Annotated in this window: 19 protein-coding genes, 1 tRNA gene and 2 pseudogenes; 15 read left to right on the top strand and 7 right to left on the bottom strand. The window is 66.5% G+C overall.

Features of this window, described 5'->3' with window-relative positions:
* Positions 1-194: 194 nt before the first annotated feature.
* The gene (locus J3P31_RS20485; protein ID WP_210530392.1) at positions 195-575 is read right to left on the bottom strand and encodes a hypothetical protein; all 381 of its coding nucleotides are present in this window, start codon (positions 573-575) and stop codon (positions 195-197) included.
* An 81-nt stretch (positions 576-656) separates the two neighbouring features.
* A complete protein-coding gene (locus J3P31_RS20490) occupies positions 657-2,246 on the bottom strand; it encodes a S8 family serine peptidase (protein ID WP_210530393.1) in 1,590 nt (529 codons plus the stop codon).
* 507 nt (positions 2,247-2,753) lie between these two features.
* Between J3P31_RS20490 and J3P31_RS20495 the strand changes: the two genes are divergently transcribed.
* The 6 genes from J3P31_RS20495 (at position 2,754) to J3P31_RS20520 (ending at position 10,687) form a co-directional block, all read left to right on the top strand.
* Positions 2,754-5,645, top strand: a complete 2,892-nt coding sequence (locus J3P31_RS20495; protein WP_210530394.1) for a PAS domain S-box protein — start codon at positions 2,754-2,756, stop codon at positions 5,643-5,645.
* Positions 5,646-6,030: 385 nt separating this feature from the next.
* Positions 6,031-6,495: a MarR family winged helix-turn-helix transcriptional regulator gene (locus J3P31_RS20500; protein ID WP_246849720.1), complete on the top strand. Its 465-nt coding sequence runs from the start codon at positions 6,031-6,033 to the stop codon at positions 6,493-6,495.
* Between the two features lie 539 nt (positions 6,496-7,034).
* Entirely contained in the window at positions 7,035-7,709 is a 675-nt protein-coding gene (locus J3P31_RS20505) for a lectin-like protein (RefSeq protein WP_210530395.1), read from the top strand.
* Positions 7,710-8,053: 344 nt separating this feature from the next.
* Positions 8,054-8,782, top strand: coding sequence for a hypothetical protein (locus J3P31_RS20510; RefSeq protein WP_210530396.1), 729 nt, complete (start codon positions 8,054-8,056; stop codon positions 8,780-8,782).
* A gap of 226 nt (positions 8,783-9,008) precedes the next feature.
* Positions 9,009-9,527, top strand: a complete 519-nt coding sequence (locus J3P31_RS20515; RefSeq protein WP_210530397.1) for a GAF domain-containing protein — start codon at positions 9,009-9,011, stop codon at positions 9,525-9,527.
* 335 nt (positions 9,528-9,862) lie between these two features.
* The gene (locus J3P31_RS20520) at positions 9,863-10,687 is read left to right on the top strand and encodes a cyanophycinase (protein ID WP_210530398.1); all 825 of its coding nucleotides are present in this window, start codon (positions 9,863-9,865) and stop codon (positions 10,685-10,687) included.
* 477 nt (positions 10,688-11,164) lie between these two features.
* On the opposite strand, the gene J3P31_RS20525 is transcribed toward J3P31_RS20520, so the two are convergent.
* A complete protein-coding gene (locus J3P31_RS20525) occupies positions 11,165-12,127 on the bottom strand; it encodes a nitrilase family protein (protein WP_210530399.1) in 963 nt (320 codons plus the stop codon).
* A 204-nt stretch (positions 12,128-12,331) separates the two neighbouring features.
* Here J3P31_RS20525 and J3P31_RS20530 point away from each other — a divergent pair, with 204 nt between their 5' ends.
* Together J3P31_RS20530 and J3P31_RS20535 are read left to right on the top strand one after the other, a co-directional pair.
* Positions 12,332-12,670 (top strand): carboxymuconolactone decarboxylase family protein, encoded by a 339-nt coding sequence (locus J3P31_RS20530; RefSeq protein ID WP_210530400.1) that lies wholly within the window; start codon positions 12,332-12,334, stop codon positions 12,668-12,670.
* A 44-nt stretch (positions 12,671-12,714) separates the two neighbouring features.
* Positions 12,715-13,449: a regulatory protein RecX gene (locus tag J3P31_RS20535; RefSeq protein WP_210530401.1), complete on the top strand. Its 735-nt coding sequence runs from the start codon at positions 12,715-12,717 to the stop codon at positions 13,447-13,449.
* 78 nt (positions 13,450-13,527) lie between these two features.
* On the opposite strand, the gene J3P31_RS20540 is transcribed toward J3P31_RS20535, so the two are convergent.
* A complete protein-coding gene (locus tag J3P31_RS20540; protein WP_210530402.1) occupies positions 13,528-13,788 on the bottom strand; it encodes a hypothetical protein in 261 nt (86 codons plus the stop codon).
* 124 nt (positions 13,789-13,912) lie between these two features.
* A complete protein-coding gene (locus tag J3P31_RS20545; RefSeq protein ID WP_210530403.1) occupies positions 13,913-14,914 on the bottom strand; it encodes an alpha/beta fold hydrolase in 1,002 nt (333 codons plus the stop codon).
* 225 nt (positions 14,915-15,139) lie between these two features.
* Between J3P31_RS20545 and J3P31_RS20550 the strand changes: the two genes are divergently transcribed.
* The 3 genes from J3P31_RS20550 to J3P31_RS20560 are packed head-to-tail and all read left to right on the top strand — an operon-like array spanning position 15,140 to position 18,436.
* Positions 15,140-15,580: a MarR family winged helix-turn-helix transcriptional regulator gene (locus J3P31_RS20550; RefSeq protein WP_210530404.1), complete on the top strand. Its 441-nt coding sequence runs from the start codon at positions 15,140-15,142 to the stop codon at positions 15,578-15,580.
* A complete protein-coding gene (locus J3P31_RS20555) occupies positions 15,577-17,358 on the top strand; it encodes an efflux MFS transporter permease (RefSeq protein WP_246849721.1) in 1,782 nt (593 codons plus the stop codon). The genes J3P31_RS20550 and J3P31_RS20555 overlap by 4 nt, the downstream gene beginning before the upstream one ends.
* 4 nt (positions 17,359-17,362) lie before the next feature.
* Positions 17,363-18,436, top strand: a complete 1,074-nt coding sequence (locus tag J3P31_RS20560; RefSeq protein ID WP_210530405.1) for an HlyD family secretion protein — start codon at positions 17,363-17,365, stop codon at positions 18,434-18,436.
* 84 nt (positions 18,437-18,520) lie between these two features.
* Here J3P31_RS20560 and J3P31_RS20565 read toward each other — a convergent pair whose 3' ends face one another.
* Together J3P31_RS20565 and J3P31_RS20570 are read right to left on the bottom strand one after the other, a co-directional pair.
* Positions 18,521-19,393 (bottom strand): PfkB family carbohydrate kinase, encoded by an 873-nt coding sequence (locus tag J3P31_RS20565; RefSeq protein ID WP_210530406.1) that lies wholly within the window; start codon positions 19,391-19,393, stop codon positions 18,521-18,523.
* Between the two features lie 619 nt (positions 19,394-20,012).
* Positions 20,013-20,996 carry a sugar phosphate isomerase/epimerase family protein gene (locus J3P31_RS20570; RefSeq protein WP_210530407.1) on the bottom strand — a complete coding sequence of 328 codons (984 nt, stop codon included), beginning with the start codon at positions 20,994-20,996 and terminating at the stop codon, positions 20,013-20,015.
* A 540-nt stretch (positions 20,997-21,536) separates the two neighbouring features.
* On the opposite strand from J3P31_RS20570, the gene J3P31_RS20575 reads away from it, so the two are divergent.
* From J3P31_RS20575 to J3P31_RS20590, 4 genes and pseudogenes are all read left to right on the top strand, one after another.
* Positions 21,537-21,626: transfer RNA gene (locus J3P31_RS20575), tRNA-Ser, on the top strand.
* A gap of 268 nt (positions 21,627-21,894) precedes the next feature.
* Positions 21,895-23,249 (top strand): IS3 family transposase gene (locus J3P31_RS20580; RefSeq protein ID WP_210530408.1). Its coding sequence is split into 2 segments (ribosomal slippage): positions 21,895-22,234 and positions 22,234-23,249, totalling 1,356 coding nucleotides; the frame shifts between segments, so codons are not numbered across the junction.
* 404 nt (positions 23,250-23,653) lie between these two features.
* A pseudogene (locus J3P31_RS20585) lies at positions 23,654-24,784 on the top strand (McrC family protein); the annotation flags it as partial.
* Between the two features lie 213 nt (positions 24,785-24,997).
* Positions 24,998-25,701, top strand: a pseudogene (locus tag J3P31_RS20590) (IS6 family transposase).
* The last annotated feature ends 277 nt before the right edge of the window (positions 25,702-25,978 follow it).

Below are 25,978 nucleotides of genomic sequence, written 5' to 3' on the forward strand. Positions count from 1 at the left end.
GATGAGCGGCGTTCAGGACGCTCACGGGCCCGGCTCCCCCCCATGATCCCGCGCCCCGGATGCCGCTTCGATGGGTATCGTCTGTCCCAGCCCAGCACTTCGCATCGGTCGCAAGAGCCGGCAGCGCGCGTAAGGTTCCTGTGGCCCTTCGTCGGCCGCAGCAAACCCGACGCGTGAACGCGTGTGCTCCTGCTTCAGCCAGCCTGGACCAGAGGACGCCGGGTATTGGGCCAAAGGGCCAGGACTGCCGGAAGTTCCGCAACCCTTTGGATCTCGCGCCCGGTGGCCTTGACGACAAAGGCGCGCGAGGACGGAAGGTAGCGCTCGACCGGGTGCCCCAGGGCGGTCTCGATCGCACGGCGTACTTGGGTCACCTGCGCCTCGCTCCCGCGATCTCCGATCACGCGGAAGCTCGGCTGGCCGGGCGTCAAGGGGCTGCGGCCCGAGGCAACGACCTGGGGGCGGGGAAGATCGACCTCGACCAGCACGGTGCGCACGATGCCTTCCCCCGCAAGGGCTGCCTCGCGAAGTTCGATCGAACGGATCTTGTCCAGGGCCTCTGAGAGGGCAGCCATCGGTCGCGCGGGCTCCTTCCTGCCTGACACATAGCACCGTTGGCTCAAGACGTCTGCTCCTATCCGTTGGTTCCCCCTGGCTCAGTAGCCCAGGTCCTTGGCAAACCCGATGGCGCGCAGGACATCGACCCGGCCAAAGCCGAACCGGTGATCCTTGCCCGCTTCTCCCAGCTCCTCGGCCGCGCCCGTCATCAGGTCCTGGAGGACCGAGGCACGGAGGTCCGGTTCGACCCGGGCCTTGATATCGGTGGCGCTGAGCAGGATCGCAATGGCCCCCGCGACATGCGGCGCGGCCATGGAGGTGCCGTTGAAATACTCCCATGTTCCGCCGGGGATCGAGGAATAGATGGCCACGCCTGGCGCGGTCACGTCCGGCTTGGAATAGACCAGCGGGAGCATGTCCTCGGGAAAGTAGGGCGACTGCCGGATCACCTGGGTCCGGCCTCCGGAGAATCCGGCCACCCGGTTCACGCTGTCGGTCGCTCCGACGGCGAAGGCCAGGAGGTCGTTGCCGGGCGATCCGGTGGTCTGGCTCCCTTCGTTCCCGATCGCCGTCACGACGGGGATCCCCACCTGCAAGGCGTTCAGGATCGCGCTGGTGTAGGTGGACGGCGCGTCCGGTCCCCAGGTCAGGCCGCCCAGGGACATGTTGATGACGTCCACCTTCTGCTCGATGGCCCAGTCGATGCCCGCCAGGACCTGAGCGTCGGTGCCGCCCCGCGCGCCATCGAGCACGAGGGCTGCGGCGATCCTGGCGTCCGGCGCGACGCCGATCCAGCGGCCGCTGGCGTTGCCGCCCACCATGATCCCGGCGCAATGGGTGCCATGCTGGTCCGAGTCGTGGGCCTTCGATCCGGGGATCATCGCGCCGTCCGCGTCGAACTCGGCCCAGGCAGCGATCTTGCCCTTCAGGTCAGGGTGGTCGGGATCGACGCCGGTGTCCAGGAGACCGATCTTCACGCCCCGGCCGCGCGCGCCGAACGCGCCCCAGGCGCTGAGAGCCCCGATGGACCGGACGCCCCAGGCGCTGACCTTGTTGTCCTCGACCAGGCTCGGGATCTTCTTCGTGACGATATGGGGCGGCGTTGCGATCCGGCGGTTCGGGAACACACCTTCCAACTCACCGGCCAGGTCGCTTTCGTAAAGTCTCATGAGGTCGTCTTCGCGGATGCGGAGAAGAAAGCTGCCCGAGGCCCAGAAGGTGCGCGGCTCCAGATGCCCTGACCGGTCCGATGGGCCGCCGGCGTTCTCGGACAGGTTGCGCTGGATGATCTCGGAATCGATGACGGACCTCATGGAACGGAGGCTTGCGGCGCGAAGCCTGCCGATCGCTGCACGCGACCGTGACGGTTCGGCCGACTGCGGCGCCAGCGTGGCCGTGAGGCTGAGATCCATTGCCCCGCGCCGCCCTGACGCGGAAGCGGCCATTCTCGCTTTCGGTCCACCCTGGTCGCTGGCGCTGTCGATCTCCGGAGGCAGGACATCGCGCGGCGAGACGGCGAGCGACCTCCTGCGGATGGCGTCGGCCATGCTGCGGTTGAACTGGTCTTCCCCGGGACTTGCCGGGCCGGTCTTGATGATGACCTCCCGGATCTCGTCGCGGCCGTTATCGAGGATGAACTCGATCTGGTGCCGAAGGGCCGTGCGCCGGTCGCCCTGACGTGTTGCCATTTTGTTCTCTCCGTGATCCCCCGGTGAAAGGAAGGTCAGGTCCAAGGTGGACCGCCTGCCTCCCGTTCGAAGGTAGCTCCCGACGGGTGGGCGGGCCAGAAAAGTTTCTGCTGCAAGTTGAGAGACCCGTCTTGTAACAGCCTCCGGGGTCGCAGACCTGCGGGCACCCCGGCCACTCCGCGGCCGTCAAGTGCCGGCCTGTGGCGTCGCAGCAGGTTGGCTGGCCAATCCAGCCGACGGTCGATAGGATGGCCCAAAGCTCTATCTGGTTCATCGCAGCGGCACGGCGCCGCCGCACGGATCGATCGTCAACCGCAATCCCGACATCGGGCCACGACTCCGGGCAGAACAGCCGGCGGAGGCGCGCGGCTTGCTCGTTTCTGGACTGCGCCGCCGACCGATCCAAGTCAGGGGAGGGGAACGCCTTAGGGAAAGGTCTGATCGGGGATGAACTCAATGCTTGGCCAGCTCGCTCCGGGTCTGGACGTTCTCCCTGCTGACAGTTCCGTGGCCGAATTGATCCGCCGGTATGACTGGGCCACCACCCCCCTCGGTCCCAGGGAGAACTGGCCGCAGAGCCTTCGCACCGCGCTGGCCATGATCCTGCATTCCAAGTTTCCGACCTACATGGTCTGGGGACCGGATCTGATCAGCTTCTACAACGACGCCTATCGCCCCGTACTCGGGTCCAAGTCCGAGGGGCTGGGGCGGCCGTTCCGGGAGCTTTGGCCGGAGGCCTGGGATGTGGTGGGGCCGATCGCGCACAAGGCGCTTGCTGGTGAGGCGAGCTACTTCGAGGATCTCCCCCTCACTCTCGAGAGGACGGGCTATCCGGAACGGACGTGGTGGACCTTTTCCTACAGCCCCATCCACGACGAAAGCGGCCAGGTCGGCGGCGTGCTGTGCACGGTCCACGAGACCACGGCCAAGGTCCAGACGGAGCGGAGGCTGGAGTTCCTGGTCCGCCTGAGCGATCGGCTCCGGACCCTGTCCGAGCCGATCGAGGTGATCGAAGCCGCGCAGGAGGAGCTGGGCCGCCAGCTTGGCGTCAGCCGGGTCGGATATGGCGAGGTCGATGCGACCTGCCGCTTCTTCACGACCGAGCGCAACTGGACCGACGGCACGGTGGCCCCGCATATCGGCACGCATGACCTCGCCGCCTTCGGGCCCGAGGTCCACGACGCCCTCAGGCGCGGCGACACCCTGGCGATCGAGGATGTCAGCACCGATCCCCGCACCAGCACGGCCACGAGCCGGGCCGCCTTCGCATTCCTCGAGACGGCCGCGGCGGCGACTCTGTCGCTGGTCAAGGGCGGTCGCATGGTGGCCAGCCTTTACGTCCACAACCGGACGCCCCGCCGCTGGAGCGACAACGACCTCAAGCTCATGGAAGACGTGGCCGAGCGCACCTGGGATGCTCTCGAGCGGGCCCGGTCCGAGGCGGCCCTGAGGGCCAGCGAGGAGCGGTTCCGGGACCTTATCGAGCAGGCCCCCAAGAAGATGTGGGTGAGCCGGCGCGACGGCTCGGTCGAGTTCTTCAACGCCGCCTGGCGCAGCTACACGGGCCAGCCCCTGGCGCCCGAAGGCCTCTCCTGGGCCGAGGCCGTCCACCCCGAGGACAGGGAAAGGCTGAAGCAGGTCCGCAGCCGCGGGCTTGCCGCCGGGGAACGCTACGACATCGAACTGCGCCTGCGCCGGGCGCAGGATGGGGCGTATCGCTGGCATCTCGGGACGGTGGCGCCGCTGCGCAACGCGGCCGGGGAGATCGTCGAATGGGCCGGGATCGCCAGCGACATCGATGACGTGCGGCGGGCCGAGCAGGCCCTGCGTGAGCTGAACGGGGCGCTCGAGGCCCGCGTGGCCGAGCGGACCGCCGACCGTGACCGGATGTGGCGGCTTTCGACCGACATCATGCTCGTGGCACGGTTCGACGCGACCATCGCCGCCGTGAACCCGGCCTGGACCACGCTTCTGGGCTGGAGCGAGGGCGATCTCATCGGGCGACCGTTCCTCGATCTCGTGCATCCTGACGACCTCGAGTCCACACGGCAGGAGGCCGGCCGGTTGGCCCAGGGGCAGACCACGCTCCGTTTCGAGAACCGCTACCGGGCCAAGGATGGCAGCTATCGCTGGCTGTCATGGATCGCCGTGCCCGACGAGGATCTGATCCACGCGGTGGGACGAGACGTCACGGCGGAAAAGGCCGCCGCCGCCGACCTGGCAGAGGCGCAGGAGCAACTGCGCCAAAGTCAGAAGATGGAGGCCGTGGGCCAGCTGACCGGCGGCATCGCGCACGACTTCAACAATCTCCTCACGGCGGTCACGGGCTATCTGGACATCGCGCGTCGCAGTCTGGCGGCGGGGGACGAGGCGCGCGCCCATCGGGCCATCGGCAGCGCGATGAAGGGGGCCGACAGCGCGGCGGCCCTGACCCACCGGTTGCTGGCCTTTGCCCGGCGGCAGCCGCTTGCACCCCGCTCGGTCGATGTGGGGGCGCTTCTGGACGGAATGTCGGATCTGCTCTTGCGGGCCTTGGGCGAGATGGTTCGCCTTCGCCTGAAGGCGCCTGTAGGCCTGCCAGCGGTGTTCGTCGACGCGAACCAGCTCGAAGCCGCGATCCTCAACCTCGCGGTCAACGGGCGGGATGCCATGCCGGACGGCGGCGAGCTGATGATCACCGCCGCGCCCGACAATATTACGCCGTCCCAGGCCCGGCGGCTGGAGATAACGCCCGGCGCCTATGTGTCTCTGTCGGTGACCGACAGCGGGACGGGGATGGACCCTGCGGTCCTTTCGCGGGTCTTCGAGCCGTTCTTCACGACCAAGCCGCAGGGCAAGGGCACCGGCCTGGGGCTGGCGCAGGTTTACGGATTCGCACGGCAGTCGGGCGGTGCGGTCGAGATTGACAGCGCCGTCGGGCGGGGCACCACGGTTCGCCTGTTGTTCCCGGCGTCAGAGGCCCAGGTGATGCTGGACGGCCCCGGAGCGGGTGGCACCAGCGCGGCCGGGGAGCGGCGCGGCTCGGAAACCATCCTCTTGGTCGAGGACCAGCCCGATGTGGCGGAACTGGCCGAAGCGCTGCTGACGGATGCCGGCTACCGTGTCCTGCGCGCTTCCAGCGGGGACGAAGCGCTCGCTCTGCTGGGCGAGGCATCGATTGACCTGCTGTTCTCGGACGTCGTCATGCCCGGCTCCACGGATGGCATGAGCCTGGCGCGGGAGGCGCGTGTGCGGCGGCCCGGCCTCCCCGTGCTGCTGACCACCGGCTATGCGCCCGATGCGCTGTCCCGGCACGAGCTGGGAGAAGCGGGCGTCGCCGTGCTGAACAAGCCGTATCGGCGGCCCGATCTCCTGGCCAAGATCAGGGACGCGCTGGACGCGATGGCGAGCCAGACCTGAAGCCTGTGGACCCCATTCCCGTGGCGGACCGGTTCTGACCCGTCGAAGACGGCGAGACATCAAAAGGCTTCCTGTCCTCCCTCGCCGCGAGGGCAGGGTGGCAACCCGTGGCGATGCGCCGGTGACCAGGGCCGGACACCTGAACGCCTGCCTGCGATCGACCAAGCCCGGAAAGGGTTGGCCCGAGCAAGTCCATGCGCGAGCCGGCGCGAGGCAGGGCCGGTGGGTCCGATCCAGGCCACGTTCCGGCGACGGGCAGCCGAACTGGACCGGCGTTTCTGAGGTGTGGGGAAGCCCAGGTGTGACGGGTGACGTGGCAGCAACCATGGACTGATCGCTTGCGATTATGTTGCTGCCGACGTAAATCGGGGCAAGGAGACGGCTCATGAATGAAGACTCTGGTCGCGAACAGCAGGAGATGCCTGGCCTTTTCGACTTCATCTGCTTTGCGGTGTATTCGGTGAACCATGCCTTCGGGCGCACCTACAAGCCGCTTCTGGATGAATTGGGGCTGACCTATCCTCAGTACCTGGTGATGGTCGTGCTTTGGGACAACGACGGCCAAAGCGTCGGCGCCATCGGCCAGAAGCTCTTTCTGGAAAGCAACACGCTCACTCCGCTGCTCAAGCGTCTTGAGGGTCTGGGGTATGTCACCCGGACACGGGCCAGCCATGATGAACGGCAGGTGATCGTCCAACTGACGCAGACTGGCCGAGCCCTTCGAACGAAAGCGGTGTCGGTCCCGCAGTGCATCGTTGAGGCGATGGGGCTGGACTTGGAGACCGTGGGGCGGATCCGCGACGATCTGGTGGACCTGAGGAGCCGGCTGTTCCAGGCCGGGACTGACTGAGTCCATGCCACGGCCACGACACGGCAGGCTCAGGGACATCCTGCCGACAAGAACGGGCCTTTGCTAAAGCGTTGACTGGCGTCTCTCGGGGCGCGGCCCAATTCCCGATGAGGTCGCCAGAGGTCCTGCGCGGCCGCATCGGGCCCCGGCTTGACCTGACGAGCAGATCGCCATCCGGGCTGGCCATCGCTCACCTCGGTCCTCCCGACCGAGATCCCGGTGCTTGTTCCTTCCCTCGCTGACGGCGTGCTCCTTCGGGCACCTCGGTCCCGAGGCATTTGCAGGTCGCGTCACTGACCGGACCGCACGGCCGAAACGCCCCAAGCATCCATTCAGTCATTCGCGCGTCGGCCTGAGCCGCATCGGCCAGGAGCCCAGATCCGCTCCAGCACGAGATTGCGGCACTGAATTGAACTCATCTTCGAAACGAACTTAGTCGAATGCGATAACATCGTGAGCGATTTACAACGCGTTAATCCTCACCTAGATGATCGCGCAAGATAAGATCGCTCATGAATATTCAGTCAGGAAATACGCCAATGCTTCGCAAGTTCCGTTCCGCCGTCATGACCCGCACCTCGGATGTGGCGCCTGCCCGTCGCCTTGTCGGCGCTCTCGCAAGCCTCGGCTCCAGCCTGATGGCTCTCGGCGTCCTGACGTTCGGTGTGTCGACTCCGGTCTCGGCGACGCCTGTGCAGTGGGACGGCAACGGTCATTGGTACGAACTGGTCACCACCAACGCCCAAGGCACGTCGGCCGGAGCCATCGCGGCAGCGGCGGGGCACAGCTACAACGGCATGAACGGCTACCTCGTGACCATCACCTCCCAAGCGGAGCAGGTCTTTCTTGATGGCCAGGTGAACCCCTGGGCCTTCGTGGCCTGGCTCGGCGGATCGGATGAGCAGGCCGAAGGCGACTGGCGTTGGCTGACCGGACCAGAAAAGGGCCAGGCCTTGGACTGGACCAACTGGGGCTGGAACGAACCCAACAACCACGGCGAGGGACACCCGGAAGGAGAGGATTATATCCTGGGCTGGTGGAGCGGCGACAAGTGGAACGACATCTACGACAACTACAGCAACTATTCGTACATCGTCGAATACAGCGCCGACAACGTGGCGGCCGTGCCGCTTCCGGCGGGTCTTCCGCTCCTTGGCGGTGGCCTGAGCGTCCTCGGCCTCCTGGCCAGGCGCCGGAAGGCGCGCCGGGCCTGAGAGCGTAACCCTCCCGCCTGCGCCTGTCCTGACCTCGGACGGACGGGCGCGTACTTCCAGCAGGATCGAATCGGCCCGTTTGGGCCCGATCTCGGGCGGCGTTCGTCGCGCCGCCGCGCGCCGTGCGGCCTGACGCCTCTGGGGTCGACTGTCTCCCGCCGGACGCCGAGGCCGACATGGCTTCACCAACTGGGTCGAAGCCCGATGCGCGGCACGATGATCAAGCCCCGCACGGGAGCAGGCGCGACAGATCAACGAAAGGCGCGGGAATGTAGGGGCCCCGCTTCGCAGGGGCTGGGATGCCGCCCGCCCGGGTCAGGGCCAGCGGCCCGACTCTCCAGCCCATGATCCTACGGCATGGCCAGTTGGTGCGACCATGCGTGGTAACACAGGAGAGAATGATGAAATTGAGTATCGCCGCCGTCGCTGGCCTGCTCCTTGCAGGTTCGGTCCAGGCGGCAACCATCGCTGAAACCACCGCCCCGGTGAATGGCCGGGAATGGGTCCTTTCGGCCGATCAGTTCGACGGCGGTGCCGGCCCCTGCGGGAACGGCAAGTCCGTCGACCATCGCGACCGCTGCGCCGTCAGCCTGGAAACGATCGACAGCGGGGCGGCCCGGTACGGCCGGTACAATCCCTTGAACTCCACCTCGGGGTTCATCGACAGCCAGGACCTTCCCCAGATCGCCTGGACCATCAGCGCGGATACCGCGTTCACGCGGCTTACGTTCGCGGTCATCGATGCCTTCGACCAAGCCTACGAGGACGGGCTGGGAGATAGCTTCTTCCAACTGACCGCCGCCGGGGCCGAAGCTGCTGATGCCGCCGGCTGGATGCTGGACCATCGCCAGGCCAACGGCAACCTGCATTGGATCACCGTCGAGTTCGCGCAGGCCACTCAGACCGCGACCGTCGACTTCTTTACCCGCCAGAATGACGGATTTGCCATCGCGGCCGTGCGGCTTGATGCGGACGTCGCCGCGGTGCCACTGCCCGCGACCTCCGGACTGCTGGTTGCCGGGCTCGGCAGCCTCGCCACCCTGCGGTCGCGCAGGCGGAGGCGACAGGGCTGAGAGCCTGCACGACGCCCGCGACCAGGAAACTCCGCACGGCGCGGACGTTGATGGGGCCGAACGGGCCCGATCGGGCGATGGACCTTCGGGGCCACCGCTTTCTTGCTGCTCCAAGGTCCTGCTGACCGCTTTGCCCATCAGTGGTGGAACTTGCCTTCGTCGGGAACATTGGACCTGGGGGCGGCAGTCGCGGTATGAATCTCCATGGCGCGCCAGGAACGAAGCCATGAACGATCCGCCAAGCAAGATGGAACTGCAGCGACTCCAGGCCCTGAGGGGAAGCGGTCTCCTGAGGTCGCCACCGCTGCCCGAGCTCGATGAACTCTGCCAGCGTGCCCGACGGCATTTCGACGTCGCCATGGCCCTCGTCACCCTGATCGAGGAGGATCGGCAGGTCGTGATGGCGAAGGCCGGGACGGCGCTCGATCAATCGCCTCGCTCTGTCGCCTTCTGCGACTACACGATCCGGACGGACGAGGTGCTGGTGGTGCCCGATGCGACCATCGATCCGCGCTTCGCCTCCAATCCGCTGGTGCAAGGAGAGCCGTTCATCCGGTTCTATGCGGGTGCGCCGCTCATCTATGTCGGGGGTGTCCGGCTGGGAGCATTCTGCATCCTCGACACCAAGCCGCGCCAGTTCTCGCGGGTCGACGTCGAGGATCTGGTGATGTCGGCCGAGCAGGTGGTCGGCCGGATCCTGGAGCACGAGTTCGACGCCAAGTTCGGCTCGCGTCCCTCGGGCTGAGCACCAGCCGGTCCCGGTGCGCCGCATCACCCCGGACGCGGATCCTGTCGGCGCGGGCCGTCCGAAGGTCCTCGGGCGGGGATAGCCCCGACCTGCGTCGTTCCGGGGGTGTCGGCATCCCGGCTTGGTGGTGGGAGGGCGGTGGTCGTGCGACGATACACGCGGGTTCCTCATCCCCTTCGCCACAACGCCGGCGGGCCGTGCAATCCGATATGTCGGAACATTCGTCGGCTTCACGAGGTTCATGTGTCCTGCGCACGACCGGGGACCCTGGTCGCCGCAAGCTTTGCCGCCCCACCGGTTCGGCGGGCTCTCCTGGCGGGAAGGATCGACGAATGGTCAAGAACAAGGCCGGACTGGTCGAGGGCATCGAGGGCCGCGGCCGGCTCATCATCATCGGCGGCCACGAGGAGCACGAAGGCGAACGCCTGATCCTGCGCGAGGTCGCCCGCCATGTGAAGAACGGCCGACTTGTCCTTGCCACCATCGCATCCCACGAGCCCGAAGGGTATCTGGAGCGATATCGGGCGTCGTTCGCGGACCTCGGCGTCAACGAGGTGGTCGAACTTTATGTAGAGGACCGCCACGAAGCGATGCTGCCCGAAAAGCTTGAGGCGCTCGAGGGGGTTCATGCGGTCTTCTTCTCGGGCGGGGACCAGCTCCGCATCACGAGCCAGATCGGCGATACCCCGATCTACGAACGCATCCACGCGATCTTCGAGGCGGGCGGGCTCATCGCCGGGACATCGGCCGGCGCCTCGGCCATGGCCGACACCATGCTTGTCCGGGGCCAGAGCGCCGCTTCCTTCCGCATCGGCGATGCTCGCATGGCGCCCGGACTGGGTCTCCTGCCCAATGTCATCATCGACCAGCACTTCGCGGAGCGGGGTCGCATCGGCCGCCTGATCGGGGCCGTGTCGCAGAATCCGCGCGTGCTGGGCATCGGCATCGACGAGGATACCGCCATCGTGGTCGAGGGGCACCGGTTTCGCGTGATCGGAAGCGGGGCGGTCTATCTGGTGGACGCCTCCGAGGTGACCCACTCCAACATCGCCGAAGCCGAAACGGACGCGGCGCTGTCCATCTACGACCTGACGCTTCATGTGCTCAGCGCCGGAGATGCCTTCGACCTCGTGACCCGACGACCGGCGCCCGCCTGACCAGCACGTCAGGCTCGGGCCCGCGTCGGCTCCGATCCGGTCCCGGACCCTTTCGCGTCCGCGCCTTGGTCCCCGTGGGGGTCAGTTGGTGGCCGCTGCCAGAGCGAGGCCGGATGTGACGGCCCGTCAGGGACCTTCCGGGGTCCATACGGGCGCCATCTGGCAAGAAAAAGGCGGCAGCCCCGGGAGGAGGGGCGCCGCCCATGGAAAGGGTCGTCCAGGGAGGAGGAGAGGAGGACCCTGCCAATCAGTTTACGGCTGACCCAAAAGGGAGGAGATGGGCGCCGCTCGTTACAGGGGTTCATCTACACTGCCGCTGCGATTGCACAATACCGCTTGGGTTGTATTTGCGCCAGGACGCCTGCGGCAGGCCGACGCAGGGGCCAGGGCCGGTGCGCTCTGCCATGGTCGGGCAACCCGTCGGCCCAGCACGGCCCGGGCGCGACGGAGCCTGATGCCTGGGACCGTCCCGCCGGATCAGCCGGTCGGCTCTTCCGAGAACCGTGCCTCCCGGGGCGAAAGCTCGTGGCCGAGCGGTACGGTCAGAGAGGCATAAAGTTCGGGACGCCGTCCACGGATCCAGCGACGGCCGGTGCAGAGGGGCAGCAGGCCCAGGTCGAGGTCCGCCACCACGAGATCGGCCTCGATCGACTGGGTTTCGGACAGGATGCGGCCATAAGGATCGAGGATCATGGCATTACCGGTCCGGACTTCGTCATCGTCCTGGCCGACGCCATTCGCGAAGAGCACGAACAGGCCGTTGTCATGAGCCCGCGCGGGCAGCCACCGCATAAGCCAGCCCCGGCCCTTGTCGCCCTGGAACTCCCGCCGCAGGGGCTCGGGGTCCTGATGACGGCGATGCCACAGCTCCGGGTCGATCGGTTTCATTCCATGCGGGCTTCGGGATGCCGTGCCGCCCGTCTGATGCGGCGCAAGAAGGATGTCGCAGCCCAGGAGCGCTGTTGCCCGCACATTCTCGATGATGTTGTTGTCGTAGCAGATCAGAACGCCGACCCTGACGCCCAGTGGCGTGTCGAAGACGGTGAAGCTGTCTCCGCTGGCGATGTGAGGGCTTTCGAAGGCGTGCAGCTTGCGATGGCAATGCCAGCGCCCGTCCGGCAGGGCGACCACGTAGGCGTTGAACAGCCGGTAGCCGTCCCGTTCGACCAGCCCGGCGCCGATCACCATGTCGAGCTCGCGCGAGAGCCGCAGGAGCCGCTGCGTGGAGGGTCCCTCCGGAACCGGTTCGGCAAGGCCCTCCCAGCCGGCGCGATCAAGGTGCCGCGCGTGCCAATAGCCGGTCAGGCACATCTCGGGAAACGCCAGGATCCTTACGCCCTTGTCCCGTGCCCGTCGCGCGAACCGTTCGACGACCAGGAAGTTCGCTTCCTTCGCGCCCGCCGCGTGCTGAAACTGCACGACGCCAGCCTTCACGATCATGGACCTGCTCCCGTGGGTTCTGTCCCGGTGGATCCTAGACCCGGTTCAAGGCCAGCGCAGCCCCGATGCGGCCAGGCGGTCCATGGAGCCGGGCAGCCCCGGCAACCGCCCGTCGAAACATAATCAGGAACCTGGGGCAGGGGGCCTCCGTTGCACGGGCAGTCCTGGCCGGTCCCATGCCGGCGCCTGAGCACCGGAGGGCCCATGGCCACCGCTCCTGACCAGCTTCCTTCGGGGGCCGGCGAAATCGCGCGAACCTACCCCGATGTCTGGGCGGCCTATGCCGCCTTGGGGAAGGCCTGCTCCGAGGCCGGTCCGTTGGACCGGCGCACCGCGCGGTTGGTCAAGCTGGCCTTGGCCATAGGAGCTCTTTCCGAAGGGGCCGTTCATTCCCACACCCGGCGCGGGTTGGCCGACGGGCTTTCAGCCGCAGAACTGCGGCATGTGGCTCTCCTGGCGATACCGACGCTCGGCCTGCCTCAGGCCGTGAAAGGCCTGACATGGATCGAGGACATCACCGACAGGGCTCCGGAACGGGGCTGAGACCCGATGCGGCGATCGTTCGGTGGACAGCGGGGCGGACAAGGATGAGCCGCTCCCCCCGTGCCCCCGATGATCGCGGCTGCCACCGCCCAACGCCGGGGGAAGCGGCGGATCCTTCGACGCCGGATGTCGGCTCGGCCCGCCAAGGCGACAGGACGGCGCGGACCTCGGACCGCGCCGCCGGCGGGGCCAAGCCGCTCACCGCCGCCCGCATCCGGAACATCGCGGAACATTACGTCGGACAACGGGAAAGCAGCGCCCGGATGCTGCGGGATGTGCTGGAGCGCCGACTCCTGCGGAGGCTCAGAACTCTCGATCCCGAAGCAGCCGCCGAGGAGCGGGCGATAGCTCAGCCCCTCATCGACGCGGAGATCGAACGGCTGAAGGATGCGGGCGTCATCCAGGACGCCCGCTACGCCGAGATGAAGGCGCGGACGGCCCTGTCTTCGGGCCGTGGCACCCGCCGGATCCTGCGCGACCTCGCGCGGAAAGGCGTGGAGGGGGACACGGCGCAGGAAGCTCTCCTCGGGGCCGCGCGGGAGGTGGCCGATGCACCGGACGGGGCGGACCGGGCAGAGGTTCTTCAGGCCGCCGAGTTGGAGGCCGCTGAACGGTTCGCCCAGAAGCGGCGGATCGGCCCGTATCGTGCGGAGCCCTTGCCCGATCCCTGGCCCGAACGCTCCAAGATCTGGCGCCGGGAGGCCGGGGCCATGGCGCGTGCCGGGTTTGGCGCGGACGTGATCCGTCGAATCCTCGACCGGGAGCCCGAGGCGGAATAGGAGCGGCTTGACGGACGAGGCGCATGGCAGAGGCAGCCTCGCGTCCTTGCGCTGCGGGCCGGCCTACCCGATCCTGGCTCAGGGGTAGAAGACGACCGCCTCGCTGCTGCCCTCCGGCTCGTCCTCGACCATGCTGCCGATCTGCCGGAGAAGTTCCTGCTTCTCCGGTCCGGAGCCGCCTTCCATCAGGAACTCGCCGACTTCCATGTCGCGGGTCTGGCCGCCCGAGGGGATATTCGGACGGTGGCGGACGAAGACATGTCCGGACTCCGTGTCCCGGGCCAGGCTCCAACGGTCGCCGTTCGGACTGCTGTAGATTTCTCGCTCCCGGATCGACATGGGGCCCTCCCTCCCTTCGTGTTGCCCGCCGGTACCTAGAGCTGGCCGGGACCTTGTCAGACCCGGCTCGTTGTCCGTCGCGCCGGAGGAGGGCATCGCGTCGCCCCTGCACACCGGTCCGCCCTCAGGGGGCGACCCGCTCGATGGCGGCGAGTACGGCGCTGGTGGCCGTGTGGTGGACCATGTGCCCGGTGCCCGGCAGGCAATCGAAGGTGCTTTGCGGAATCTCGGCATGGAGACGGGCGGACTGGTCCTTTGCCGCGACCATCCGGTCGCCCTCGCCCGCGATGATTGCGGTGGGCTGGCGCAGTCTCGCATAGCGGCCCTGCGCGGCGGCGGCGCAGGGGATCATCATCGCTGTCTCCTCTGCGCTCGCGCGCAGGTGAGTGGGCCGAAGGGCCATCTCGCGCGGGAAGGCCCGGAACTTGTCCGGCGTCCGCTCGGGGCCGAAGATCTTGCGCATGAGGAGCGGCCAGATCGCCCGGCTCAGCGGCGGGGAGATCGTGTGCCGCAGGACATCCCCGGCGAGCGGGACCGCAGGCAGCGACATGGGCAGGACGTCAAGGCGAACAGATGGATAGAAGTAGCCGCCTTCCAGCACCAAGGCGCTGACAAGGCCGGGGTGCCGGTCGGCCATCGCGACGGCAACGGCGCCGGCCCAGGAATGGCCAAGCACGGTTGCAGGCTCTGCGCCCAACTGCCGGAGGGCGGCCGCCAGGAGATCGGCCTGTGCATCGGGCGTCCACAGCCGTCCCCGGGGGCGATCGCTGTAGCCGTAGCCCGGGCGATCGAACACGATCACGCGATGCCGCTTTGCCGCTTCGTCGACCAGGCCGCTCGACAGGAAGTCCTGGATCATCCCGCCGTTGCCGTGCAGCAGGACAAGAGGGCTGCCGGATCCACGCTCCAGGTAGTGCAGCCTCACACCGTCCACTTGGAGGAACCGCCCTACCGGGGGGTTGGCATTCTCGGCCCTCCGGGCACGTCGATGATTGACGACGGCGGAGGCCGCCAGCGCGGCGACCAGGCCGCCGGCCGCAAGAAGCTTGGTGCGGCTTCCCCGAGACCGCCGCCGCTTGGAGGGCGGGCCAGGCCGGTCGTTCATTGCCGAGAGAGAAGAGTTCATTGCCCTCATCCGTGTTGGTTCGCGGGGTTGCCACAGGCGTCCTGCGTCCATGCCGCACTGCAGCGTAACGCGCGTCCGGGGCACGGGGTTCCGGCACCCATGCTGCCCTCCGCAGGGCACTGGGTGTCATCGGGGCGGCCTGTGACCATGCATTCTCAGGCAACGGCCACTGGACATCCCTCCGCGAACACCTAAATTAGCTTCCTAACAGTTAGTTTGCTAATCATGACCGAGCGATCCGTTCGTCTTTCCTTCCTTTTCGCCACGACCCGTGTCACGCAGGGGCTCAAGCGCCACTTCGATGAGCGGGCGCGAGCCCACGGGCTCACCTATTCCCGGGCCCGGCTCCTGACGCTGGTGGCCCGGAACCCGGGCGTCACCCAGGCCGAGCTGGCGCGCCTCATGGAGGTCGAGCCGCCGACGATGAAGCACCTCCTCGACGGGCTCGAGGAGGGCGGCTTCGTGCAGCGTTGCCCGGTCGAGGGCAATCGCCGCGCCAACCAGGTGTTTCTGACCGAACGCGCCGAAACCGAGCATGCCGGGATCCTCCGCTTCCTCGAGGATCTCGCCGAGGAGTTGTTCGACGACGTCCCCGACGAGGATCTGGCGGGAGCCCTTCGCCTGCTCGACCGGATCTCGGCCAAGCTGGCAGGGGAGTCCTCATGACGCGCGCCGTCCAGACCACGGCGGACGGAACCATGGGGGCGCTGGATGAGCCGCTGCTCCTTCGCGATGCCGACCGGGTGAAAGAGCACCAGCAGGACGACGGGCCGACATCTTCGGATCGTTCCGACGAGGCTGGGACCGACCTCCCGGTCGTGGCCCAGGCGGCTGGACCGGAACAGAAGGCGGCGCCCACGCCGGCCGCGCCGGCGCCCATGCCGCTGCCCCGTGCCGCGGCCTATCTCCTGGCCGGGATCGTCATCGCCATCACCCAGGGGCTGGGTTCCAGCCTCATCTCGGCCAATACCCAGTATGTCGGGGGCGAGATCGGCACGACCTCGGTCGAGACGAGCTGGCTGATCGCCGCCTTCATGGTGCCGCGCGCTTCGCTCCCGCTGCTTCTCATCAAGATCCGCACGCAGTTCGGATTGCGCCGCTTTGCCGAGGTCGGGGCGGTCGCCTATGTCCTGTCGCTGCTCGTCAGCTTCTGGATGCACGACCTGACCTCGGCCATCGTCGTGCAGTTCCTGGCCGGCGTGGCCGCCGCGCCCATGTCGACGCTGGCGTTCCTCTACCTGCTCGAACCCTTTCCGCCGACCCTCAAGATGAGGGTGGGCCTGTCGCTCGCCCTGACCCTGATCACCTTGGGCTCGCCCCTGGCGCAGATCGTCTCGCCCAGCCTGATCGACATCGGCCTCCCGCATGGCTTCAGCCTGCTGAGCCTCGGGCTCGCGCTGGTCTGCCTGGCCCTGGTGACCCGGCTGCCACTGACGCCGCAGCCGCAGGCCAAGGTCATCAGCCTGCTGGACATCGTGAGCTACCTCCTTGTCGCGGTGGGCTTTGGCGGCCTGACGGTCGCCTTCGTGACCGGCACCGGATACTGGTGGCTCGAGGCGCGCTGGCTGGGCATCCTCCTGGTGGTCTCCATCATGGCCCTGACCATGACGGCCGCCATCGAGCTGAACCGGAAGGCGCCTCTTCTCGACATACGTTGGCTGACCTCCCCGGCGATCGTCCACCTCACGGGGGCGCTTCTCGTGTTTCGCGTCGTCCTGTCCGAACAGACCTCGGGCGCGCCGGGCCTGTTCCAGCAGCTGGGTCTGGGCGCGGCGCAAATGAGGACGATGTACGTGGTCATCGTGGCGGCGACGCTCTGTGGCGGGGCCCTTTGCGCGATGATCATGAAACCGGGGCGGGAAGGACGCATCCACCTCGTGGCCCTGGCCTTCGTCGCGATCGGCGCTTGGGCCGACAGTCAGGCCACGGTCCTGACCCGGCCCCAGCAGATGTACGCGAGCCAGGCCATGATCGCGTTCGCGGCCGGCCTGTTCCTGCCGCCCGCGATGCTGAAGGGCATGATGTCGGCTCTTGCGAAAGGGCCGAACTATCTCCTGAGCTTCATCATCGTGTTCCTCAGTTCGCAGAGCCTTGGAGGCCTCCTGGGCTCGGCCGTGTTCCGCAGCTTCGTCACCCTTCGCGAGAAGACGCATCTCGCGGTCCTGACCGATCCCATACGTCTCAGCGATCCGCTGGTGGCGCAGCGGATCGGCCAGATCGGCGCCGGCTTGACCCCCCAGATCGCCGACCCGGGCCAGCGGAATGCCCAGGCGGTCGCGACCCTGGCCCGCGATCTTGCCAATCAGGCCTATGTCATGGCCTACAACGACGCCTTCTTCCTGATCTTCGTGATCGCGGTCGGCGCCCTGACCATCCTTTCGCTCCACTTGGCCTTCCTGGCCGTCCAGACCGGGCGGCGCACGGATGCCCCTGTTCCGGCTTGATCCCATGAAGAAGCATGTCCCCACTCTTGTCGCTTTCCTGGTCGGCCTCGTCGGGGTCGTCGTCGTTCTTTACGCCTGGCAGCTTCCGCCCTTTGCGGGTCACGTCATGATCACGGAGAACGCCTATGTGCGAGGCCGTGTCACCACCATGTCGCCCCTGGTGGCGGGCCACGTGACCGAGGTTCTGGTGCAGGATTTCCAGGAGGTGGAGGCCGGGCAGGTCCTCGTCCGCCTGGATGACCGCAGCCTCGTCCAGCGCAAGGCCCAGGCCCAAAGCCAGCTTGCCGCCGCCCAGGCCGCCCTCGCAAGCTCCAGCCAGTCCGAAGCGTCGGCGCAGGCTGGCCTCCGGGCGCGGCAGGCGGCGCTGGATGCCGCGCAGGCTGGACTTGGCACGGCGCAGTCTGCCGCGGAACGGGCCGCCGAACTGTGCGGACGCGGCGTGATCGCACAAAGCGAGGCCGACCAGGCCCAACTCAACCTCGACCAGGCGACGGCCGCTCTGCAGCAGGCCCAGAGCCAGATCGACGTCGCGCAGGAGGATCTCAAGGCGGTTCTCACCGGGCGCGAGCAACTCGTGGCCTCCGTGGCCTCTGCCCAGGCGGCTCTGGAACTCGCCGAGATCGACCTGGAGAATGCCGTCATCCGTGCTCCGGTGGCGGGGCGGCTGGGCGAGGTCGGGGCCCGGGTCGGACAGTACGTCACGCCAGGCACCAGCCTGATGGCGCTGGTCCAGCACGATGTCTGGATCGTGGCCAACTTCAAGGAAACCCAGGTGAGCGGCATGGAGCCAGGCCAGCCCGTCACCTTCACCGTGGACGCCATGAACCATCGCGCCTTCACGGGCACGATCGAGCGCTTTGCCCCTGCCATGTCGTCGGAATTCAGCCTCTTGGGCTCGGCCAGCGCATCCGGCAACTTCACGAAGATCGCCCAGCGCATGCCGATCCGCATCGACATCGACGAAGGGCAGGAACGGTCGGACCAGCTCGCCCCCGGGATGTCCGTCGTCGTGCGGGTGGACACGGATCTCGGGCCGACCGGCTCCGAGGTCGCGATGGAGTCGGGTCCGCATTCGTGACTGGAACGACCGGCCGCCGTTCGCCCTTGTCAGGGCCGGTCGACCTCCGGGTTTGAGCCGGATCCCGCGCGGCTCCTGTTCGCGTCAGCCCAAGCCCGCGACATGGCGGGCCGCACGCCGGTTGGCGGCGCGGACCGCCTCCTCGAGAGGGGATCCCGCCGCCAGGGCGGCCGTCAGGGTGCCGACGAACACATCTCCGGCGCCGTGGGTGCTGACCACTCTGATCGGCTCTGCGGAAAGGTGAAAACCTTCTCCATGCCGCTCCGCTACGGCGACTCCGTCTCCGCCGGCGGTCACGACAGCGACGGGAAACCGCGCCGAGAGAGTCCGGGCGGCGATCTCGGCGTCGGAGATGTCCCGAACCGGAACGCCAGCCAGCGCCTCCGCCTCGAGAGCGTTGACGATCAGGAGGTCGACGGCCCCCTCCAGCGTGGTGGAAAGCTTCCGGTACGGGGCCGCGTTCAGGCAGACCCGAGTCCCGCGTGCGTGCGCGGCCTGTGCCGCGGCTTCGTTCAGGGTCTCGGACACTTCGTTTTGCAGAACCAGCATGGCGGCGCCGTGCCAGAACGTCTCGTCCTGAAGACGAGCGGCGTCGATCCCGAGATTGGCACCCGACACGATCACCGCGCCATAGTCGCCGGTCAGGTCGCTGATCGCCACGCTCATGCCCGAACCGCTGCCGGGCAGGGTCACGACATGCGCGTCGTCGACGCCACCCTGGCGCAGGTTCTGCCTCAGGAATGTGCCAAAGGCGTCGTCCCCGACGGCCCCCAGCATCCTGACTGAGGCGCCGGCCCTGGCGGCGGCGACGGCCTGGTTGCCGCCCTTGCCCCCGAATTTGGGGTGCCAGCGATCGCCCTGCACCGTCTCGCCTGCGGCAGGTCGATGGGGCGCGGCGACCATGATGTCGTAATGAAGGCTGCCGACGACCACGACACCCGGAGCGGACTGGATCATGGCAGGTCCTTACCTCTGGCGTGATCGTTCAACACGGGCCGGGGTCCGCCCAGGTCAGTTGCAGCAGACGAGCTTGCCAAGGTGTTGCCGCTTTCAGGCGACCCGGTCCCCATGTTCCAGCGTTCGGTCCCGTCACATGGGGCCGTCGCCATCCCCGCACGGTCGGGGCGCCCCGATCTCGATCAGAACCCGAATGGACCCGTCCGATCAAGCCGAAGCGCCGGACTGTCGGGCCCGGGACTTGCCATGCAACCGATAGGTCCATCGGTCGTCCGGCGCCGACCACCCGTCCCACAGTCCTGATCACGTTGCCCTTCCGGATGGAGTGGGTCGATGGACAACGCGGCATGGCCAGAGGGCAACCTGATCGAGCGATGTGGATCCATCCGATTGGTCGGTGTCGGTCGGCTGGTGGGTACCCGAAGCGTGATAGGTCGATGAGGTTGATATCCATTCGACCCTCTCACTTGTGGGCGACCAACCATGACCGTGACTGGATTTCGCGATGCGTGCGGCACCTGCTGGCGATCCCTGGCCCCAGGAACGTCCGAGATGCCAGCCTCCTGCTTCGGGTTTGCTGACGACCGGCGGTTCCCCACAAGGAGATCGGGGCACGCGATCAGCCCCCCGTCAGGGCGCGCCCAACGATCTGCTGGGAGGTCACGGCATCCTGCGCGGCGACGGCGGCCCTCAGGGCGTTGTCGGCCGACAGGCGTCGCGCCACGGCGATCAGGCGCTTGACGGTGGCGATGTTCACCTCGCATTCGCGCACGGGGTCGAGGCCGCTGAGGTCCGGGAACGTGTCGAAGTAGATCGGCCCGTCGTAGCCATCCTTCTCGAGTTGCCAGAGCAGTTCCAGAGTCGCCTGAAGGTGGACCGATCCCACCATGAGCCCGTCATCCCGCTTGGCGTAACCGTCGTTCAGGTGGACCCCAAGGAGTCGCGACCTCCGGGAGATCATCGCGGCCGCGAAGGCCGGCATCTCGTCGGCGTAAAGGACATGGGCAAAGTCGAAGGTGACGCCGAGGTTGTCGGTGCCGACCTCGTCCAAGGCAAGGAGCGTGGTCGAAAGGTCGGACAGAAGCGAGTAGGAGCGTGGCTCGTTGGGCTTGTACTCGATGGAGATCATGCAATCAGGGTCATGCTGGGCCACCTCCCGAAGCGCGTCGATCTCGTCATCCCAGAGCCTCCCATAATCGGCCTGGAAGCTGTAATCGAAGCCATCCTGGCCCAGCCAGATCGTCATGAGCCTCGACCCCATCGATCGGGCGGCGTCGATGCCGCGCTTGGTCAGATCGATGGCCTCCCTGCGCACCTGGGGATCGGGATTGGTGAAGGCGCCGATCTTGAAGGCCGGATTCGTGTAATAGCGCATGGCAAGGCCGTTCACGCCCAGCCCCATGTCGGACAGCCGCCGGGCGAACTGCGCAGGGTCGCGGTCCACGTGATCGGGATAGTTCAGGTCGACGTCGGTCAGTCCTTCCGCCATCGCGGCGCGTTCTGCCATCTGGAGAGCGGTCGGCTTGCCCGTCTGCCCCGGCCAGGCCTGCTCGGCTCGCGACCCGAACGAGTTGAGACGAGTGGCGTAGCGCTGGCCCAGCATGATCGCTCCTGCATTGTCGGTGCTAGAGGCATCGCGACATGGACGGATGTCAAGAAGCGCATCCGCTACCCAGGCGGCGACGAAGGGGTTGCCGGTCCCCGTCAGTCGATCACGCCTCATCATGGGCCGTCCGCCCCAATGCTTCAGGCAAGGACTGACGTTTCAGCGGTCTTCGTCGTCAGAGCGGGCGAGAGTGCGGCTGCCTTCATCGGGGTCCAGGCCCCGGACCCCGAGGACCCCGGTCCGTACATGACCGGCGCCTGACCCACCCAAGGTCGCATCTACGGCGAGCAAGGCCCTCCACAACGGGCCGACCCTGATCGCCGCCTCGGCAAAGGACAGCCTCGGCCAGCAGGGCCTTGATACGTCGCCTCGCAGCCAAGCCAGGGGCAACCCAGTCGTGCGAGGCCATCGTCGTGCAGCCCGCAGTCCTGCTCCTCCATGCACGGCAGACCACTTCATCCTCATGACGGCCAAACCCCAGAATTCCCCCGCAGACCCTTGCGCCCCACGAGCCAGAGGGGCTAAGGAGCATCTCACGGAGCGGTGGCCGAGTGGTCGAAGGCGCACGCCTGGAAAGTGTGTAGGCGGGAAACCGTCTCGAGGGTTCGAATCCCTCCCGCTCCGCCATCAACACATAAGTTGTTCATATGTGTAGGAAATGCGGGAAATCCACCCGTCATTTCTGCGGCTTCCGAGGGCCTTCCCAGCTCTGAGACTATCTCCTCGCTCCTGATCTCCGCCTCTTCCGCCCCTCGTCTCTGAGCCCGCTTGGGCGCGGTGCGGTTTGCGCCTGCTCCGGCGGTTTACAGGTGTCCCGGATCAGCGCCCATGAGACAGGCTGGGCTGTTTTGTGAGAGGAGGATGTCTGGTTCATCGCAGCCGCCAAGGAGCGAAGATGAAGCAGACATCCGGGCCAACCAAGAAGGCTCCTGCTGAAGCCGTCCTGAAGGACATCCGGCGCGTCACCAAGCGTCAGTTCTCCGCCGAGGAGAAGATCCGCATCGTGCTGGAGGGTCTGCGCGGGGAGGACAGCATCGCCGAGCTGTGCCGGCGCGAGGGGATCAGCTCGTCGATGTACTACGGCTGGTCCAAGGAGTTCCTGGAAGCTGGCAAGCGCCGCCTGGCCGGCGACACGGCCCGGGCGGCCACCTCGGACGAGGTGAAGGAGCTTCGTCGGGAAGCCAGTGCCTTGAAGGAGGTCGTGGCGGATCTCACGCTCGAAAACCGCCTGCTCAAAAAAAGCATGAGCGGGGCTGGGGGCGACGACGCATGAGGTACCCCGCATCCGAGAAGGCCGAGATCATCCGGCTCGTAGAGCAGTCGCATCTGCCCATCCGGCGCACCCTGGAGAAGCTCGGGATCCCGAGAGCCACCTTCTACCGCTGGGTTGAGCTCTACCAGACCGGAGGACCTGAGGCGCTCGAGGACCGCCCCTCCCGGCCCGGTCGGGTCTGGAACCGCATCCCCGACGAGGTCCGGGCCAAGGTGATCGCGCTGGCTCTCGAGCAGCCGGAGCTTTCACCTCGAGAGTTAGCCGTGCGCTTCACCGACGAGCAGCGGTACTTCGTCTCTGAAGCCTCAGTGTACCGCCTCCTGAAGGCGCACGACCTCATCACCAGCCCCGCCTACATCGTGGTCAAGGCGGCCGACGAGTTCACCACCAAGACCACGGCACCCAACCAGCTTTGGCAGACCGACTTCACCTACCTCAAGGTCACTGGCTGGGGCTGGTACTACCTGTCCACGGTACTCGACGACTTCTCCCGCTTTGTCGTGGCGTGGAAGCTGTGCTCGACCATGAAGGCCGAGGACGTCACTGCCACACTGGACCTGGCGCTGAGCGCCTCAGGGCTCGACCAGGTGAAGGTCCGGCATCGTCCTAGGCTCCTGAGCGACAACGGCTCAAGCTACATCGCCAGTGATCTCGCGAAGTGGCTCGAGGACCAAGGCATGACCCACATCCGGGGTGCCCCAGGGCATCCGCAGACCCAGGGCAAGATCGAGCGCTGGCACCAGACCCTGAAGAACAGGATCCTGCTCGAGCACTACTACCTGCCCGGCACCCTGGAGGAGCAGGTCTCAGCCTTTGTCGAGCATTACAACCACAGCCGCGCCCACGAGAGCCTGAGCAACCTGACCCCCGCCGACGTCTACTTCGGTCGAGGCGAGGCCATCCTCGCCGAACGCGAGCGGATCAAAAAACAGACCCTGACCCACCGGCGCTTGCAGCACCACGCCGCAGCCGCCTAACCTCACCCCCAGATGGACCAGACCCTCCGATCCTGAGCTAACCCATCGGTCTCAAATCACCTGACGACGGACAAGGCATAGCCCTAAGCACGGCCTTGTCAGATAAAACTGCTCTGATAGGCTCAGGGCGCGGTCGGTCGGCGGGTCTCGTGGCGCTCCTCTTGGCTTTGAGCCAAGCAACGTTGATCGCATGCCCAGATGAAAGAAGGGCAGAGCGGAAGAGGACGGCCTCCGCTGATTAGTCTGACAGTGCCCAAGCCGCGGTTCCTGGTGCGTGAAGAAATGAAGGCATCTGACGGAATGGAGAGTGACAGCTTCTCCGGTCCGCGGCAGCGATGGCGCGTCAAGCCAGAGCGGGACAGCAGCGGCAACGGCGGCTTCGACTTCACTGAGTTCCAAGCCTGATGCCCGCTTACAGCGTCCTTGAATACAAGTCTCTGCCCCATGGCGAGGGGCCTGGTTGTATTCCAGCCCACCTTGCCAGTCGCCTGGCTGCAGTCGCACAGAAATCGAGCTTCGCCGGTCGCGGTGAGAGCGGCGTGCTGGAAGATCAGCGGCATGCACTCCGCGCCCGGGGAGTGGTCGGCGTCATTGCCGCCGATGATTGCAGTCTCGAGGTTCTCCCCAAGATCGATGTGCCCGCCGCCGATGGATCGGCGGAGGAACGCGGCGAAATCCGCAAGCGCCTTGTACACATGCTCGCTGTTGCACTCGACCTGAAGATCGAAACGGGACGACTGACGGATCTGGACTGGCAGCACGAGACGCTTCTTGAGATCCTGATCCGCATCTTTTGTGACAAGCTGACCGAGGCCGTCCGCCGCGGCATGCCACGGCGATATATCGCTCACGAAGAGGACCTTTCGACCCTGCGAGGGACACTCGACCTGCCGCGCCAGTTCACGCACCATGCGGCAAACCCAAGCCGCCTTGCCTGCCGCTTCGACGAGTTGTCGGAAGACATCGCGCTGAACCGGATCATGAAGGTGACCATCGCGCACTTGTCCCGGATGTCGCGCCGTGTCGCGAACCTGCAGTGGCTTAGGGAACTGGCCTTCGTCTATGCGGACATTGCAACGGTGCCAGTGCCGGCTCTGCGATGGGACGAGGTGGTCATCGACCGGACCAATCGCGCCTGGCAGGCTCTGTTCGGGATGGCGCAACTGTTCCTTCACAAGCGCTACCAGACCACCAGCGCTGGATCAGGACATGGAACGGCGCTGTTGTTCGAAATGAAGACGCTCTTCGAGGAGTATGTTGGCCGGCTGGTAGCCCGCTCCCTTGAAGGCACCGAGTTTTACGTCAGGCTGCAGGGCGGGCGAGAGTATTGCCTAACCGCGATCAATGATGGGCGGAGGGTTTTTCAGACCAAGCCCGACATTCTGATCCGGCGTGACGGGCAGGTTGTTCATGTGATCGACACAAAATGGAAGCGGATATCGTCTCGGATCGATGATCCGAAGCAGGGGGTCTCCCAGGCCGACGTGTATCAGATGATGGCCTATGCCCATCACTACAAAGCACCCAAACTGACACTCCTCTATCCTCACTACAGGGGACTCGGTGGGACCGAGGGAGTCCAAAGCCGTTTCCGGATTACTGGTCAGGAGACGTTCTTAGAGATAGCCACTGTTGACGTGGCTCTTATGGAAGACATCGTATTGCGCCTGAGAGAGATCATACACGGCAACGGCAGTGTCAGAAGAAGTTGGCTTGAGCCGGGCAGGGGACCTACTACCCTCCGTGGCATGACCCAGCGCAGCCCGTTCCGCTACTTCAAGACCTCGCCTGAGGTGATCCGCCTGGCGGTGATGCTGTACATTCGCTTCCCGCTCTCCTTGAGGAACGTCGAGGACCTCCTCCACGAGCGCGGGATCGAGGTAAGCCACGAAACCGTGCGGTTCTGGTGGCAGAGGTTCGGACCGATGTTCGCCACCGAGATCCGGCGCAAGCGGGTAAGCGGGATGCGCTCCTCCCGCTGGCGCTGGCACTTGGACGAGGTGTTCGTGAAGATCAATGGCGTGCAGCACTACCTCTGGCGCGCGGTGGACCACGAGGGAGAGGTGCTGGAGGCCTTCGTCTCCAAGCGGCGGGACAAGAAGGCAGCGCTAAAGTTCCTGCGAAAGCTGATGAAGCGGCATGGTCAGCCCGAAGAGCTGGTCACCGATGGGCTGCGCTCCTACGGCGCCGCTCTCAAAGCACTCGGTGCCGAGAACCGGCAAGTCACCGGCCGCTGGGAGAACTACCGGATCGAGAACTCGCACCAGCCTTCCGAAGGCGAGAGAGGGCAATGCTGCGGTTCCGGCGCATGCGAAGTCTTCAGAAGTTCGTCGCTGTCCACTCCTCAGTTTGCAACCACTTCAACTCGGATCGGAGCATCTCCAGCCGCCCTGTGTACAAGCAGGCCCGCACCGCCGCTCTTGCCGAGTGGCGGACGCTCTGTGCCAGTTAAGATCGAGCCCGCCTGCCGAAAGCGAGACGAGTTCGCATTCGTCTGACAGCACCCCTCCCGGTCATCTCGGCCGTTGACCCGTTGCCGGGTTTCTTCCTCGCGTCCGGCTTCTCGGGACATGGCTTCGGCATCGGCCCGGCGGCTGGCCGTCTGAGGGCTGACCTCGTGACGGACAGCGCACCCCTGGTGTTTTGATTTCCACTGAGAGCTGACCCGGGTTTTTCGTCGAGGAGTGACCCGCCTGAGGGTTATGTTCTGCGGGTTACGCGTGCGTCAA

The sequence above is a fragment of the Rubellimicrobium arenae genome, assembly GCF_017916275.1.
GTDB lineage: Bacteria > Pseudomonadota > Alphaproteobacteria > Rhodobacterales > Rhodobacteraceae > Rubellimicrobium > Rubellimicrobium arenae.

Coding starts and splice junctions, on each gene's coding strand:
- J3P31_RS20550 (WP_210530404.1), top strand. CDS start 15,140: ATGACCGAGCGATCCGTTCGTCTTTCCTTCCTTTTCGCCACGACCCGT.
- J3P31_RS20520 (WP_210530398.1), top strand. CDS start 9,863: ATGGTCAAGAACAAGGCCGGACTGGTCGAGGGCATCGAGGGCCGCGGC.
- J3P31_RS20530 (WP_210530400.1), top strand. CDS start 12,332: ATGGCCACCGCTCCTGACCAGCTTCCTTCGGGGGCCGGCGAAATCGCG.
- J3P31_RS20505 (WP_210530395.1), top strand. CDS start 7,035: ATGCTTCGCAAGTTCCGTTCCGCCGTCATGACCCGCACCTCGGATGTG.
- J3P31_RS20545 (WP_210530403.1), bottom strand. CDS start 14,914: ATGAACTCTTCTCTCTCGGCAATGAACGACCGGCCTGGCCCGCCCTCC.
- J3P31_RS20560 (WP_210530405.1), top strand. CDS start 17,363: ATGAAGAAGCATGTCCCCACTCTTGTCGCTTTCCTGGTCGGCCTCGTC.
- J3P31_RS20535 (WP_210530401.1), top strand. CDS start 12,715: ATGAGCCGCTCCCCCCGTGCCCCCGATGATCGCGGCTGCCACCGCCCA.
- J3P31_RS20500 (WP_246849720.1), top strand. CDS start 6,031: ATGAATGAAGACTCTGGTCGCGAACAGCAGGAGATGCCTGGCCTTTTC.
- J3P31_RS20555 (WP_246849721.1), top strand. CDS start 15,577: ATGACGCGCGCCGTCCAGACCACGGCGGACGGAACCATGGGGGCGCTG.
- J3P31_RS20510 (WP_210530396.1), top strand. CDS start 8,054: ATGATCCTACGGCATGGCCAGTTGGTGCGACCATGCGTGGTAACACAG.
- J3P31_RS20570 (WP_210530407.1), bottom strand. CDS start 20,996: ATGCTGGGCCAGCGCTACGCCACTCGTCTCAACTCGTTCGGGTCGCGA.
- J3P31_RS20540 (WP_210530402.1), bottom strand. CDS start 13,788: ATGTCGATCCGGGAGCGAGAAATCTACAGCAGTCCGAACGGCGACCGT.
- J3P31_RS20485 (WP_210530392.1), bottom strand. CDS start 575: ATGGCTGCCCTCTCAGAGGCCCTGGACAAGATCCGTTCGATCGAACTT.
- J3P31_RS20565 (WP_210530406.1), bottom strand. CDS start 19,393: ATGATCCAGTCCGCTCCGGGTGTCGTGGTCGTCGGCAGCCTTCATTAC.
- J3P31_RS20525 (WP_210530399.1), bottom strand. CDS start 12,127: ATGATCGTGAAGGCTGGCGTCGTGCAGTTTCAGCACGCGGCGGGCGCG.
- J3P31_RS20515 (WP_210530397.1), top strand. CDS start 9,009: ATGAACGATCCGCCAAGCAAGATGGAACTGCAGCGACTCCAGGCCCTG.
- J3P31_RS20490 (WP_210530393.1), bottom strand. CDS start 2,246: ATGGCAACACGTCAGGGCGACCGGCGCACGGCCCTTCGGCACCAGATC.